The organism is Streptomyces sp. NPDC032126 (assembly GCF_055580085.1).
The window spans coordinates 764,289-778,897 of record NZ_JBVIMA010000002.1; the positions used below are offsets into that span (position 1 = coordinate 764,289).

At 70.2% G+C, this 14,609-nt stretch carries 13 protein-coding genes; 8 read left to right on the top strand and 5 right to left on the bottom strand.

All coding sequences use genetic code 11. The annotated features are described in order from the left end of the window. Positions 1–6: 6 nt before the first annotated feature. From mmsA to ACZ5NW_RS12030, 5 genes are all read left to right on the top strand, one after another. Positions 7–1,557: a multiple monosaccharide ABC transporter ATP-binding protein gene (mmsA, locus tag ACZ5NW_RS12010; RefSeq protein ID WP_468743684.1), complete on the top strand. Its 1,551-nt coding sequence runs from the start codon at positions 7–9 to the stop codon at positions 1,555–1,557. Then, entirely contained in the window at positions 1,554–2,801 is a 1,248-nt protein-coding gene (gene mmsB / locus ACZ5NW_RS12015; protein WP_468743685.1) for a multiple monosaccharide ABC transporter permease, read from the top strand. The genes mmsA and mmsB overlap by 4 nt, the downstream gene beginning before the upstream one ends. Before the next feature lie 55 nt (positions 2,802–2,856). After that, the gene (locus tag ACZ5NW_RS12020) at positions 2,857–4,017 is read left to right on the top strand and encodes an aldose epimerase family protein (RefSeq protein WP_468743686.1); all 1,161 of its coding nucleotides are present in this window, start codon (positions 2,857–2,859) and stop codon (positions 4,015–4,017) included. Between the two features lie 165 nt (positions 4,018–4,182). Continuing rightward, complete coding sequence (locus ACZ5NW_RS12025) at positions 4,183–5,796, top strand: pyridoxal phosphate-dependent aminotransferase (protein WP_468743687.1); 1,614 nt, start codon at positions 4,183–4,185, stop codon at positions 5,794–5,796. Positions 5,797–5,981: 185 nt separating this feature from the next. Next, positions 5,982–6,413 carry a hypothetical protein gene (locus ACZ5NW_RS12030; RefSeq protein ID WP_468743688.1) on the top strand — a complete coding sequence of 144 codons (432 nt, stop codon included), beginning with the start codon at positions 5,982–5,984 and terminating at the stop codon, positions 6,411–6,413. Positions 6,414–6,559: 146 nt separating this feature from the next. Here the strand turns inward: ACZ5NW_RS12030 and ACZ5NW_RS12035 are convergent, their stop codons facing one another. The 3 genes from ACZ5NW_RS12035 to arfA all read right to left on the bottom strand — a co-directional run bounded on the left by ACZ5NW_RS12035 (position 6,560) and on the right by arfA (position 9,184). Next, entirely contained in the window at positions 6,560–7,195 is a 636-nt protein-coding gene (locus ACZ5NW_RS12035) for a DUF4360 domain-containing protein (protein ID WP_468743689.1), read from the bottom strand. A gap of 148 nt (positions 7,196–7,343) precedes the next feature. After that, complete coding sequence (locus tag ACZ5NW_RS12040) at positions 7,344–7,565, bottom strand: hypothetical protein (protein WP_468743690.1); 222 nt, start codon at positions 7,563–7,565, stop codon at positions 7,344–7,346. Between the two features lie 107 nt (positions 7,566–7,672). Continuing rightward, the gene (arfA, locus tag ACZ5NW_RS12045) at positions 7,673–9,184 is read right to left on the bottom strand and encodes an arabinosylfuranosidase ArfA (protein WP_468743691.1); all 1,512 of its coding nucleotides are present in this window, start codon (positions 9,182–9,184) and stop codon (positions 7,673–7,675) included. Between the two features lie 198 nt (positions 9,185–9,382). On the opposite strand from arfA, the gene ACZ5NW_RS12050 reads away from it, so the two are divergent. Genes ACZ5NW_RS12050 through ACZ5NW_RS12060 form a run of 3 tightly spaced genes read left to right on the top strand, consistent with a single transcriptional unit; the run spans position 9,383 to position 12,637 of the window. Further along, positions 9,383–9,952, top strand: a complete 570-nt coding sequence (locus tag ACZ5NW_RS12050) for a toxin-antitoxin system, toxin component family protein (protein WP_468743692.1) — start codon at positions 9,383–9,385, stop codon at positions 9,950–9,952. After that, on the top strand, positions 9,949–11,256 hold the full coding sequence (locus tag ACZ5NW_RS12055; RefSeq protein WP_468743693.1) for an MAB_1171c family putative transporter: 1,308 nt from the start codon (positions 9,949–9,951) through the stop codon (positions 11,254–11,256). Before ACZ5NW_RS12050 ends, ACZ5NW_RS12055 begins: the two co-directional genes overlap by 4 nt. Beyond that, positions 11,249–12,637 carry an NAD(P)/FAD-dependent oxidoreductase gene (locus ACZ5NW_RS12060; RefSeq protein WP_468743694.1) on the top strand — a complete coding sequence of 463 codons (1,389 nt, stop codon included), beginning with the start codon at positions 11,249–11,251 and terminating at the stop codon, positions 12,635–12,637. The genes ACZ5NW_RS12055 and ACZ5NW_RS12060 overlap by 8 nt, the downstream gene beginning before the upstream one ends. Before the next feature lie 52 nt (positions 12,638–12,689). Here the strand turns inward: ACZ5NW_RS12060 and ACZ5NW_RS12065 are convergent, their stop codons facing one another. Further along, a complete protein-coding gene (locus tag ACZ5NW_RS12065) occupies positions 12,690–13,541 on the bottom strand; it encodes an SMP-30/gluconolactonase/LRE family protein (protein WP_468743695.1) in 852 nt (283 codons plus the stop codon). Further along, positions 13,538–14,311, bottom strand: a complete 774-nt coding sequence (locus ACZ5NW_RS12070) for an IclR family transcriptional regulator (protein ID WP_468743696.1) — start codon at positions 14,309–14,311, stop codon at positions 13,538–13,540. Before ACZ5NW_RS12070 ends, ACZ5NW_RS12065 begins: the two co-directional genes overlap by 4 nt. Positions 14,312–14,609: the final 298 nt, after the last annotated feature.

Below are 14,609 nucleotides of genomic sequence, written 5' to 3' on the forward strand. Positions count from 1 at the left end.
ACGACCATGGCGGGACCCGTCCTGGAAATGCGCTCGATCGTCAAGACCTTTCCCGGTGTCAAAGCGCTCTCGGACGTCACACTGACCGTCCGGCAGGGCGAGGTCCACGCCATCTGCGGGGAGAACGGCGCCGGAAAGTCCACCTTGATGAAGGTGCTCTCCGGTGTCCATCCGCACGGCACCTACGAGGGCGAGATCCTCTTCGAAGGGGAGGTCTGCCGCTTCAAGGACATCCGGGCGAGCGAGCAGCACGGCATCGTCATCATCCACCAGGAGCTGGCGCTGTCGCCGTACCTCTCCCTCGCGGAGAACATCTTCCTCGGCAACGAACACGCCAAGGGCGGGTTCATCGACTGGCGGGAGACCCTGCGGCACGCCACCGAACTGCTGCGCCGGGTCGGTCTCGACGACCACCCGGAGACCCGCGTCGCCGACATCGGCGTGGGCAAGCAGCAGCTGGTGGAGATCGCCAAGGCGCTGTCGAAGAAGGTGAAGCTGCTCATCCTCGACGAGCCGACCGCGGCGCTCAACGACGAGGACAGCGACAAACTCCTCAACCTCATCCTGGAGTTGAAGAAGCAGGGCATCACCTCGATCATCATCTCCCACAAGCTCAACGAGATCCGCAAGGTCGCCGACTCGGTGACGATCATCCGGGACGGCCAGTCCATCGAGACGCTCGACGTGAAGGCGCCCGAGACGACGGAGGACCGGATCATCAGCGGCATGGTCGGCCGCGACCTCGACCACCGCTTCCCCGAGCGGACCCCGCACCACGCGGAGGAGGGCGCGGCCCCGGCCCTGGAGATCCGGGACTGGACCGTGCACCACCCGATCGACCAGCAGCGCAAGGTGGTCGACGACGTGTCGATCCACGTGCGCCGCGGGGAGATCGTCGGCATCGCGGGACTGATGGGCGCGGGCCGCACCGAGCTGGCGATGAGCGTCTTCGGGCGCACCTACGGCCGGTACGCGGGCGGCACGGTCCTCAAGGACGGCAAGGAGATCCGTACCCGGACGGTCGCGGAGGCGATCGCCCACGGGATCGCGTACGTCACCGAGGACCGCAAGCACTACGGTCTCAACCTGATCGACACGATCAACCGCAACATCTCCCTGACCGCCCTGAACAAGGTGGCCAAGCGGGGCATCGTCGACGAGCAGGAGGAGCGGCAGGTCTCCGAGGGCTACCGCAAGTCGATGAACATCAAGGCGCCGACGGTGTTCGAGCCGGTGGGCAAGCTCTCCGGCGGCAACCAGCAGAAGGTCGTCCTCAGCAAGTGGATCTTCGCCGGTCCGGACGTGCTGATCCTGGACGAGCCGACCCGCGGCATCGACGTCGGCGCCAAGTACGAGATCTACACGGTCATCGACCAACTCGCCGCGCAGGGCAAGGCGGTCGTCTTCATCTCCTCCGAGCTGCCCGAACTGCTCGGCATGTGCGACCGCGTCTACACCATGGCCGCCGGCCGGCTCACGGGCGAGTTCTCGCGGGCCGAGGCCACGCAGGAAGTGCTGATGCGTCAGATGACGAAGGACAAAGAGGTAACGCGATGAGCACCGATGTGACCGACAAGAGCCCGGCCGCGGCGCCGCCCGGCAAGAGCGGCGGATCGGCCTCCGGCGGCGGCCTGCTCCAGCTGGTGCTGGACGGCATGCGCCGCAACATGCGCCAGTACGGCATGCTGATCGCGCTCGGCCTGCTCGTGGTCCTGTTCCAGGTGTGGACCGACGGCGACCTGCTGCTGCCGCGCAACGTCTCCAACCTGGTCCTGCAGAACAGCTACATCCTGATCCTCGCGATCGGCATGATGCTGGTGATCATCGCCGGGCACATCGACCTGTCGGTCGGCTCGCTCACGGCCTTCGTCGGCGCCTTCGCGGCCGTACTGACGGTCCAACACAGCGTGTCCTGGCCGGTCGCGCTGGTGCTGTGCCTGATCGTGGGCGCGGTCGCCGGTGCGGTGCAGGGCTTCCTCATCGCCTATCTCGGCATACCGTCCTTCATCGTCACCCTCGCCGGAATGCTGCTGTTCCGCGGTCTGACGGAGATCCTCCTGAAGGGCCAGACCCTCGGCCCGTTCCCGGACGGTCTGCAGAAGATGGGCAACGGCTTCCTGCCGGAGGTCGGCCCGGACACCAACTACCACAACATCACGCTGCTCCTGGGCATCGTCCTGATGGCGTTCGTGATCCTCCAGGAGATCCGGGACCGCAAGCGGCAGCAGGAGTTCTCGCTCGATGTGGTGCCGTTCAACCTCTTCCTGCTGAAGCTGGTGGCCATCGGCGCCGCGATCCTCGCCGTCACCATGCTGCTCGCCAGCTACAAGGGCGCGCCGATCGTGCTGCTGATCCTGGGCGTGCTGGTCGTCGGTTACGGCTACATCATGCGCAACGCGGTCTTCGGCCGGCACATCTACGCGATCGGCGGCAACCTGCCGGCGGCGAAGCTGTCCGGCGTCAAGGACAAGAAGGTCACCTTCTTCGTCTTCCTGAACATGGGCGTGCTCGCGGCCCTGGCGGGTCTGGTGGTCGCCGCCCGTCTGAACGCGGCCTCACCGAAGGCGGGCCTGAACTTCGAACTCGAGGCGATCGCCTCGTCGTTCATCGGTGGCGCGTCCATGAGCGGCGGTGTCGGTACCGTCCTCGGCGCGATCATCGGTGGTCTCGTCCTCGGTGTGCTGAACAACGGCATGAACCTCCTCAGCGTCGGCACCGACTGGCAGCAGGTCATCAAGGGCCTGGCCCTGCTGGCCGCCGTCGGCTTCGACGTGTGGAACAAGCGCAAGTCCGGTTCGTAAGTGACACGGCCCCCACCGAACGGTGGGGGCCTTCAACTTTCTGCGGGAGCCGCACATGGAACTGAACAGACGCACGGTCATCGCGGGCGCGGCGGCGGCAGGTCTCGCCGCGACCACGCTCGGTGGCACGGCCCAGGCCTCCACCCCGGCCGCCGGCCGCGGGACGCCGGTCAAGGAACTCTTCGGCACGCTCGCCGACGGCACCAAGGTCCACCGCTGGTCCCTCGCCAACGGTGGGACCCGCCTGAAGGTCCTCTCCTACGGCGGTATCGTCCAGTCGCTGGAGATCCCCGACCGGCACGGCCACTACAAGAACGTGTCGCTCGGCTTCAACACCATCGAGGACTACGTCGCCAAGTCCCCGTACTTCGGCGCGCTGATCGGCCGCTACGGCAACCGGATCGGCAAGGGGCAGTTCACCCTCGACGGCACCGACTACCAGCTGTCCGTCAACGACGGTGTGAACAGCCTGCACGGCGGGTCGAAGGGCTTCGACAAGCACGTGTGGGACGTCGAGCCGTTCGCCAAGGGCTCGGACGTCGGCCTGTACCTGTACTACACGAGCGTCGACGGCGAGATGGGCTACCCCGGCACGCTGCGGACGAAGGTGACGTACACCCTCACCCGGCACGGCGACTGGCGCATCGACTACGAGGCCACCACCGACAAGGCCACCGTCGTCAACCTCACCAACCATGTCTACTGGAACCTCGCCGGTGAGGGCAGCGGCTCGATCTACGACCACGAGCTGTCGATCGCCGGCTCGCGCTACACGCCCGTCGACTCGGGTCTCATCCCGACCGGCGAGCTGGCGCGGGTCGCGGGCACCCCCTTCGACTTCCGCCTCCCCAAGAAGATCGGCAAGGACATCCGGGTCGCCAACCAGCAGCTGCTGTACGGCAAGGGCATCGACCACAACTGGGTCCTGGACAAGGGCATCACCGCCCGGCCCCAGCAGGTCGCGATCCTGCGCGACCCCGCTTCGGGGCGCTCCCTGAGGATCTCGACGACCGAGCCCGGGCTGCAGTTCTACTCCGGCAACTTCCTCGACGGCACCCTCGTCGGCAGCGGCGGCCACATCTACCGCCAGGGCGACGCCCTCTGCCTGGAGACGCAGCACTTCCCGGACTCGCCGAACCACCCGTCGTTCCCCTCGACCGTGCTGCGGCCGGGCCAGACGTACCGGTCGACGACGGTCCACTCGTTCGGCGTGTGAGGTCCGGCACGCGCCTGATGGGGGTGACGTCACACCGGTTCTTCACGCGTTGAACAGAGCCCCTTGAGGATCCGTATGTAACGGCGGCCCGTGCTCCCCCGCGCGGGCCGCCTACACACGACGGGCCCGGCCGTCCCCACCGGGCCCGCCTCATACGGAGGTTCCATGGCCGACAACGTCACCTCGCTGTTCCGCAGCACCGCGGCGCACAGTCCGTCCATGGCGGCGCTGCAGCGGGCGGGCGGCGACGGGGCCGGCCCGATCGACTTCTGCATCCCGGTCAATCCGTATTTCCCCACCCCGCAGATGTGGGACGCGATGTCCGCGCGGCTGCGCGACATCATCACGTACTACCCGAGCAGCGCCGACACGATCACCGCCGAGCTGTGCAACCTCCTCCAGCTCCCGCCGCAGGCCGTGGCGATGGGCAACGGCTCCACCGAGCTGATCACCTGGATCGACCATCTGCTGGTCCGCGAGTCCCTCGCCGTGCCCGTCCCCACCTTCGGCCGCTGGACCGACCAGCCGATGGAGACCGGCAAGCGGGTCGACATGTTCCCGCTCCAGGAGTCGAGCGGTTTCGCGCTGGATCTCGCGCAGTACGCGGACTTCATCCGCACCCGGGGCACCCGCGCGGCCGTCATCTGCAACCCGAACAACCCCGACGGCGGCTTCCTCCACAAGCACGCGATCGTGCAGTTCATGGACGCCATGGCCGATCTGGACCTGGTCGTCGTCGACGAGTCGTTCCTGGAGTTCGCGGACGCCGAGGCCGAGCCGTCGGTCGTGCAGGAGGCCATGATCCGGCCGAACGTCGTCGTGCTGCGCAGCCTCGGCAAGAACTTCGGCCTGCACGGCATACGGTTCGGCTACATGGTCGCGAACCCGGCCCTCGCGGGCAAGGTCCGCTCGATGCTGCCCAAGTGGAACCTCAACGCCTTCGCCGAGCACGTGGTGTTCATGCTGAAGGAGCACGGCCAGGAGTACGCGCAGAGCCTCCAGCAGATCCGCCGGGACCGGCTGGACATGGCCAGCCAGCTCTCGGCCCTGCCCGGACTCACGGTCTACCCCTCCCAGGGCAACTTCCTCTTCGTGCGCCTTCCCGTCGGCGCCGAGGGCACGGTGGTCCGGGACCGGCTGCTCACCGAGCACCGGATCCTGGTCCGCGAGTGCGGCAACAAGATCGGTTCGTCCAGCCGCTTCCTGAGACTCGTGGTGCGCCCCCAGGTGGACGTGCGTCGCCTGGTGTCCGGCCTGGAGCAGGTGCTCTACGGGACCAGGAGGGGAGCCGCCGTACCCGAGCTGAGCGCCGGGACCAGCTACAGCTCGGGTACGGCGGCCGTGGACCGGCTGATCGGTGCGACGAACGGGGCGGGCATCCAGATGCCGATGCCTGCGGTGGCCTCCGGCGGGTCCAGCGGGGCAGGTATGCCGATGCCGGCGGCAGCGCAGGTGTTTCCGCAGGCTGTTCCCGCGCCGGCGCCGATGCCTGCGGCGCCGATGCCTGCGGCGCCGATGCCCGCGGCGCCGATGCCTGCGGCGCCCATGCCGGCTCCGGTTGCCATGCCGGCGCCCGCGCCCGCTCCGGCTCCGGCTCCGATGCCGGTTCCTGTTCCCGTTCCGGCGCCTGCCGCCTCTGTGTCCGGACTCACCCCGCCCGGCGTCCCCGCCCAGGGCGGCCTGACCGCCGCACAGGTCAGAGGCACCAATGGCCTGACTCCGGCCCCGGCCACGGGGTGGCCCAACGCCGGGGCCTGGCCCAATGCGGCGGGTGCCTGAGGGGCGGATTTCGGCTGCGGGTGCGTGGGGGCTGGTAGCGCGGTTCCCGCGTCCCTTTCGGGGCGCTTCTCCACCCGTTCGTGTGCCGCCGCGCGGTTTGGGCTGGCCTCCCGGTGATTCACTCTGCTTCGCTGACGGAGCGTAGCCATTTCGGCGCGCCAACCCCCACACGAAGCGGAGCAGACATGTCGAGCCTGGCCGACGGCATCTACCGGATCACCTTCACCGGCGAGCAGCTCCTCACCGCCCTGGACCCCGACCCCGGATCGCAGCTGGTCCTCCTGCCGCCGGGGAGCGGGTACACCCAGGACTGGCAGGTCAGCAGCACCGGCAAGGACGGGACCTACCACATCGCCCTCCCCGAATCGCCCACGCATGTGAGCTACGAGGGCGAGCCGGACATGCATGAGCTGGCCCTGCTGCTGGACGAGCCCCGCGCATGGCAGATCGCCCCCGCCCAGCGCCCGGACACCTACTTCATCAACGTCGTGGAGGCCCGTATGCGCCTCGGCATGAGCCTGCTGCGGATCTTCCCGCCGCGCTGCGCCCTCGCCCCCGAGTACGGCGACCCGTTCCAGGCGTGGACGTTCGAGAACACGGGCGCCGGCGCGAGCTAGTCGCGTATCACCTGTCCAGCAGGGATCTTGACTGATCGTCACTTCGTCGAACTGACAGCTCGGGGACAGAGAGCGCCCCTAGGGTGCCGCGTGCAACGGTACGCCGGGCGGCCGACCCGCTGACCGCCCGGCGCTCTACCGGGGGCTTACTTGCCGGGGCACTGCTTCCACGCCAGGTGGTACACCGTGCTGATGTCGCCGTCCGTCGAGTCCATGGTCATGAAGCTGACCTTGTTCGGGGACGTACCCGAGTTCACCCTCAGCTCGGTGTTGATGTTGAAGTTGCGCTGCACCCCGCACGGGGCCCAGACCAGTTGAGCCCAGTCCGTGGTGTCCGTGGCCTGCCAGTTGTCGTTGAGGGCGCCGGTGAAGGGGTGGTTCTTGAACACCGTCTGCGACGAGCCCTGGAAGTAGTACGAGGCCCGTTGCAGGCCCGTCGCGCCGGGCTGGAGCGAGGCGAAGCCCCGGTAGTCGACGCTCGCGATGGCGTAGGTGAAGCCCTGCGGGACGTGGACGACCAGGTTGAGCTGGCAGTTCCTGCGGAAGGCGGTGGGGTCCGAGTTCCCGCCGGCCTGCGCGAGGTAGTCGCTGTACGTCACGGTGAACGCCGTGTTGTCCTCCGACACGGCCACCGCCGTCGTCCCCGCCGGGCAGCCGGAGCCGTTCACCGTGGCGAGGTTGATGACGATCTTGTCCGGGGGCGGGTCGTCGAAGGACGTCGACGACATCGGTGTGGCGAGCAGCACGGCGAGCGCGCCGCTCACGAGGAGTGCACCAGGCATGGTCTCTCCCTGGACGGGTGGGGGGTTGTTGAGTGCCCAACCTTTGAAGAATCCATGAGGATTCTGTGAAGGAGGGGAAGCGATGGGCATCGTAGAAACGCCTTTGACTGGCCGTCAGGTACAACTCCGGCCATTCACAAAAGGCGTTTCACAGGGCCTCGTCGTCCCGCGGACGCTTCTCGCGGGCGCGCAGCGCCGCCCACAGCAGGGCCCAGACGGGCACCAGGTACCAGGGAACCGGCCACAGGGCGTGCCACAGGTCCGCCCCGGGGGAGAAGAAGGCCTCGATCGCGGCGGTGGCCATGGCGGCGGCCAGGGTCCAGCAGAGCAGGCGCCCCACCCACCGGACCGGCCGGCCCTGACGGTTCATACCGCCAGTCTGTCGTCGGCGAAGGTCGTACGACAATGGGATCGAAAACGTATTTCGGCCGCCGGGCGGCCCGTCGCGGCCACCCGGCGATCGTCCCGGCTCCCTTGCTACGCCAGCCGGATCACATTCCAGGACAGCGGCTCCAGCGTCGCCGTGAGGCGGCCGTCGGTCAGGGTCGTGCCGTCCACGGTGTGCGGGGCGACCCGCTCCGGGTCGGCCAGGGTGTTGCGGGCGTCCGGGTCGGCGTCCGCGAGGACGCTGTGCTCGACGACCCGCGTCAAGTCCAGCCCGCTGAGGGCGACTTCGAGCGGCAGCGGCCGCGTGCGATCGCGGTTCACCGCGAACACGGTGACCGTGCCGTCCTCGGCGCGTACGGCGGTGGCGTGCAGGAGGTCGGCCTCGCCGTACTTCTTCGTCTCGTACGTCGGTGAGTCGACGCGGACGTCCAGGACCTGGCCACGGCCGTACCGCGCGGCCTGCGCGAACGGGAAGAAGGTCGTCTGCTTCCACGCCGGGCCGCCGGGCTCGGTCATGATCGGGGCGATGACGTTGACGAGCTGGGCGAGACAGGCGACGGCGACGCGGTCCGCATGCCGCAGCAGGGCGATGAGGAGCGAGCCGAAGACGACCGCGTCCAGGACGCTGTAGTTGTCCTCCAGGAGGCGGGGGGCCTCCGCCCAGTCCCGCGCGCCGGAGTTCTCGATCTCGTGCCACTTCGACATGTACCAGACGTTCCACTCGTCGAAGGAGAGGTTGATCTTCTTCTTCGACTTCAGTTTCGCGCCGATGTGGTCGGCGGTGGCGACGACGTTCTCGATGAAGGACTCCATGTCGACTGCGGACGCCAGGAAGGAGTCGACGTCGCCGTCCTCGGGCTGGTAGTAGGCGTGCAGGGAGATGTAGTCGACGAGGTCGTACGTCTCCTCCAGGACCGTGGCCTCCCACGCGGCGAAGGTCGGCATGGACTGGCTGGAGGAGCCGCAGGCGACGAGTTCGACGCCCGGGTCGATCTGGCGCATCGCGCGGGCGGTCTCGGCGGCGATCCGGCCGTACTCCTGGGCGGTCTTGTGGCCGGTCTGCCAGGGGCCGTCCATCTCGTTGCCCAGGCACCACAGCTTGATGCCGAAGGGGTCCTTGTCGCCGTGCGCGGCACGGAGGTCGGACAGGGCCGTGCCGGCGGGATGGTTGGCGTACTCCTGGAGTTCCAGGGCCTCGGCGACGCCCCGGGTGCCGAGGTTGAGGGCCATCATGGGCTCGGCCTGGGGGCCGACCTTCTTCAGGAAGGCGATGTACTCGGAGAGGCCGAAGCGGTTGGTCTCGGTGGAGCGCCAGGCGAGGTCGAGGCGGCGGGGGCGGTCCTCGACGGGGCCGACGGAGTCCTCCCACTTGTAGCCGGAGACGAAGTTGCCGCCGGGATAGCGGACGGCGGTGACGCCCAGTTCGCGGACGAGTTCGAGGACGTCCTGGCGGATGCCTTCGGCGTCCGCCGTGGGGTGGTCGGGTTCGAAGATGCCGGTGTATACGCAGCGGCCGAGGTGTTCTACGAAGGAGCCGAAGAGACGGGGGTTGACCTGGCCGACCGTGAAGGCGGGGTCGAGGGTGAAGCGGGCGGTGCTCATGCTTTCCTTCCGCGTCGTTCGATATTTCGACTTGCGCTCGTAACTTCGAACGGGACCGTAGATTCGAAGCAGTCGAACGTCAATGGCCAGGAACGTGCGAGCGCTTTCTGTGACGGTTCCCCGGCAACCCGTGACGCGCCCCCGTCCCGCCCACTAATCTCGAACAGGCCGTCGTACGGCGGCGAGAAGGGGGACGGGATGGACATCGCGGGCGCGCTGCGGCGGGCCAGGACCGGCCCGGCCATGCGCGCGCTGGCCCGCGACCTGGCGGCCGCGCCCCGCGCTCTGCCGCATCCCCCGGCGGACGTACGGGAGTTGTGCCGGGCGCTGTGCGCGCACATGGGCGCACGGCGCGGCGGGCGGCCCGTCGAGCTGCGTTTCGAGAGGTTTCCCGACGAACTGGACGTGACCGGACTGTGGGTGGAGTTCGCGGACTTCGACCTGGTCATCGTCGAGGAGCGGGCCGAGGACATCCAGCAACTGGTCATCCTCGGCCATGAGTTGTGGCATCTGCACGCCGGCCACCGCGACCACCACGCGGCCGCCGCGCACGCCCTCGCGGCCCGCCCCGGCTGGCGCGACCTCGCCCTCGCCGTGGCCGCCCGCAACGGCTCGCGCGAGGCCGACGAGGCGGCGGCGGACGACTTCGGCCACCGGCTGGCGGCCGCCGTACGGCCCTACCTCGCCCACCGGGACGCCGTGCGGCGCCCGCCCGGCCCGGTCCAGCGGTCGATGGGCTATCGGGGGCGCAGAGGGACGGAGCGGTGACCGCGGCCGTCCCCCTCGCCCAGGACCCGGCCGCGTTCTTCGCCGGACTGCGCGTCTCCTTCTGGCTGCCCACCCTGGTGCTCACCGCCGCGCTGGCGATCAAGCTGCCCAGCATCATCAGGATGTGGCGGGACCCGCTGCTGCGCGCCGTCGGCGGACTGCTGCTGTTCGCCTGCGCCGTGTTCGTCTTCGCCGCGCCCCGGACCATCGCCTGGACCAACCGGGTCACCGGTGTGCCCAACATCTCGGCACCCTGGGTGTATTCGCTGATCACCGCGCTGTGCGCGTCCTGGCTGCTGCTGATCATCGCCTGGCGCAACGGCATCGACGACCGCTCGGACCGCACCCGCCGGGCGACCCGGTGGGTGGTGTCGGTCTACGCCGGCGTGGTGGTCGCCGTGTGGGTGCTGTTCGCGCTCGCCGACGCGCCCGTGGAGCGGCTGCGGGACCTGGACACGTACTACGCCACCACGCCGTACATGCGCGAGATGATCGTGTCCTATCTGATCGCGCACACCGTGGCCTGCTCGGTCACGGCCCGGCTGATCTGGAACTGGATCCGCACGGACGGCCTCGACGGCTGGCTGCGCTGGGGACTGCGCCTGCTGGGTGTCGGATACGCCACGAACCTGGCGTTCGACGCGTCCAAGCTGACCGCCGTCGTCGCCCGCTGGACCGGCCACGACCTGGACTGGCTGAGCACCAGCTTCGCGCCGTCCGCCGCCTGCGTCTCCGCGACCCTCGTCGCGATCGGCTTCATCGTCCCGCACGTCGGCCAGTATCTGCACGAGCGCTGGCGGGTGCGCGGCCGCCACTGGGGCCTGCGCCCGCTGTACCGGCTGATGCGCAGGGCGTCCGGCGGGCGCGGCGAGCCCTTCTCCCCGCACGCCACGTCCGAGCTGCGTCTGATCCGCCGCGAGACGTTCATCCGGGACGCCCTGCTCCAGCTGTCCCGGTATCTCGACGAGGGCGTGTGCGCCCGGGCCCACGACGCCGCCCGCGCCCTCGGCCATCCGCCCGCCCGGGCGCGGGCGTTCGGGGCGGCCGTGATGATCCTGGACGCGGTGGCCGCCAAGGAGGACACCCCGGAGCCCGGCCGCCCGCCGGGGGGATCCGGCCCCTCGGGTTCATCCGGCTCATCGAGTACGGCGGACACCCCTGAAAACTCCGGCGCGGACACCACGTATCTGCTGCGGGAGATCCAGGCCGTGTCCCGAGCACTTCGCCGTCCCGTCGACATCACGGCGGTGCGCATGCGCATGCAGGCGACCGCCCCGGCAGAGAGCGTTTCCGCGCATGACTGACCGTTCCACCCCCGCCAGAACCGCCGTCGTCCTCGGGGGCTCCCATGCCGGAATGCTGGCGGCACACGCCCTGGCCGAGTTCGCCGAACGGGTCGTCGTGGTGGAGCGGGACGCGCTGCCGGAGCGTGCCGCACCGCGCAAGGGGCTGCCGCAGGCGCGGCACGCGCACATGCTGTGGTCGGGCGGCGTACGGGCGATGGAGGAGCTGCTGCCCGGCGTCACCGAGGCGCTCCGGGCCGCCGGGGCGCGCCGGACCCCGGTGACCACGGACATCGTGGCGCTGGGCCCGCAGGGCTGGTTCCGGCGCTGGCCGGAGTCCCACCATGTGATCCTCGCCGGGCGCGACCTGCTCGACGCGACCGTACGGCGGGAGGTGCTCGCCGGAGGGCGGGTCGAGGTGCTCCAGGAGGCGGAGGCGGTCGGGCTGGCGGGGACGGCCGGGGCGGTGACCGGGGTACGGGTGCGGGTCGCCGGAGACGAACGGGTCGTCGAGGCCGGGCTGGTGGTGGACGCCACCGGACGGGCCTCCCGGGCGGCCCACTGGCTCGCCGAGCTGGGGCTTCCGGAGCCGGAGCGGCGGGAGGTCGACACCGGGCTGGCCTACGCGAGCCGGCTCTATCTGGCCCCCGAGTCGGCACGGGAGTCCTTCCCGGTGGTCAATGTGCAGCCCGACCCCGGGGAGAACGGCCCCGGACGGGCGGGCTTCCTGCTGCCCATCGAGGACGGCCGCTGGATCGTCACCCTGTCCGGCACACGGGGCGGCGAACCCTCCCCGGAGAACGCCGACTTCGTCGGCTTCGCCCGCGAGCGACTGCGCCACCCGGTCATCGGCGAACTGCTGGAGCGCGCCGAGCCGCTGTCCGACGTGTCCTTCACACGGTCCACCGTCAACCGGCGGTACCTCTACGAACGTTCGCGGGCGTGGCCGGAGAACTTCACGGTGCTCGGTGACGCGCTGGCCGCCTTCAACCCGGTGTACGGGCACGGAATGGCGGTCGCCGCGCAAAGCGCCCTGGCCGTACGGGATGTGATACGGCGTCATGGATGGGGTGCGGTCGGCCTGTCCCGGCGGCTCCAGAAGGCGGTGGCCCGGCCGGTGGGGGCCGCCTGGGACCTGGCGATCAGTCAGGACGTGTTCTACGCGGGCGGGCCTTCGGCGCGGGACCGGATGGTCGCGGGGTACGTCAACCGGTTGATGCGGACGGCCACGGGCAACGGGCGTATCGCCCGGCGGGTGACGGATGTGACGTCGCTGGAGCGGGGGTCGGGGGTGCTGTTGACGCCGTCGGTGCTGGCCGCGGCTGTTGTGGGGCCCCTCAAGCCCCAGCTCAGTGCTCCGCCGCTGACCGAGGACGAGCTGAAGAGGGCGGGACTGGTGTAGTGGGTCGGGCGCGGGTTCGTGGAGGGTTCCCGCGCCCCTTGAGCACGTCTCGTCACCCGGCGAAGGGAGGCTGCTCCACGCCCTTGCCCGCCGCCGGTACCACCAGCAGCGAGCCCGCCAGCGGGTGCGGGGCGTCCAGGCCCACCCGTGCCGTGGTGATGTACAGGTCGGTCAGGTCCGGGCCGCCGAAGGCGCAGGCCGTCACTCTCGGCGTGGGCAGCTCGATGACGCGGTCCAGCCGGCCGTCCGGCGTGTAGCGGCGTACCGCTGCGCCGTCCCACAGGGCCACCCACACACAGCCGTCCGCGTCGACCGTCAGGCCGTCGGGGAAGCCCGCGCCCTCCTCGATCTCCGCGAAGGGCCTGCGGCCGGACACCCGGCCCGCCTCGTGGTCGAAGACGTCCACGCGGCGGGTCGGGGAGTCGACGTAGTACATCAGGCGGCCGTCGGGGCTCCACCCGGTGCCGTTGCTGACGGCCACGTCGTCGAGGACGACCTCGACCGTGCCGTCGCCGGTGAGCCGGGACAGCGTGCCGCCGCCCGGTGCCTCGTCGTAGCGCATGGTGCCGGCCCACAGCGAGCCGTCGGGGGCGACGGCGGCGTCGTTGGCGCGGCGGCCGGGGACCGGCTCGTAGTGCAGCCAGCGCAGGGTGTCGTCGGGGTCCAGCAGGGCGACCCCGTCCCGCAGGTTGAGGACCAGGCCGCCGTTCGCCCGGGGCTTGACGGCGCCCACGTGCTGGTCGGTCGTGCGGACGGTGCGCCGGCCCGTCGAGGGGTCGTACGTGTGGACGCGCGCGCCGAGGATGTCCAGCCAGAGCAGCCGGCCGCGCGCCGCGTCCCAGGTGGGCCCCTCCCCCAGGGTCGCCTCGGCGCGCACGGCGACCTCGTACGCCGGGGCCGTCATGCCACGCTCCGGTAGCCGAGGTTCTCGGACAGCTCGGCGGCGCCCTTGACGGCCAGCTGCTCCAGCTCGCCGCGCCGCTCGTCGCTCCAGCGGATCATCGGGACGGAGATCGACAGGGCCGCGACGACCTGGCCGGTGCGGTCGCGGACCGGCGCGGCCACACAGCTGACGTCCGGGTTGGACTCCCGGTTCTCCACCGCGAGGCCCCGCGCCCGGATCTGTGCAAGGGCCTCGCGCAGCGCCGCCGGGTCGGTGATGCTGTTCGGAGTCATGGCGACCAGCTCCGCGCCGTCGGGGATGCGCGCCGCGAGCTCCGCTTCGGGAAGGGAGGCCAGCAGCATCTTGCCGACGGACGTGCAGTGGGCGGGCAGCCTGCGTCCGGCCGCGGAGACCATGCGCACCGCGTGGGTGGAGTCGACCTTGGCGATGTAGATGACGTCGGTGCCTTCGAGGATGGCCACGTGCACGGTCTCGTCGCAGGTCTCGGCGACCGAGCGGGCGACCTGCTGGCCCTCGGCGGCGAGGTCGAGCTGCTCGGCGTAGCGGCTGCCGAGCTGGTACGGCCGTACCCCGAGCCGGTAGCGGCCGGGCTGGCCGGGCACGGGGACGAGGTAGGACCGGGCGGCGAGCGTGGTGACCAGCTCGTGCACGGTGGTGCGCGGCAGCTGGAGCCTGCGCACGATGTCGGGGGCGGAGAGCGTCCCGTCCCCGTCGAGGAACAGCTCCAGAATGTCCAGAGCCCGGGTCACGGCAGGTACGAGGCGTCCCACGGTCGGCCCCCTCCCTTGTAGCGTTCGAAATTTCAACAGACGATCGGGATGACGAACACAGGCTAGACATAGAGGGTCCGCCGGGCAATGGGCGTGTCCGGAGCACGTTCCGTTTTCGGTGGGACGGGCACGGACAGCGGCCTTCGGGCCCTAGGGCCTCTCTTTCGGATCTTGCCGGGGTCGCGGGGTCTGGCACGCACATCTGCGGCGTTGTCGTCACTCGCCGACGCTCCGCGTCGACTCCCTCCTCCGCCTTGCAGCTGCACGCACCAGACCCCGCTCGGGCCGACCAGGAGGA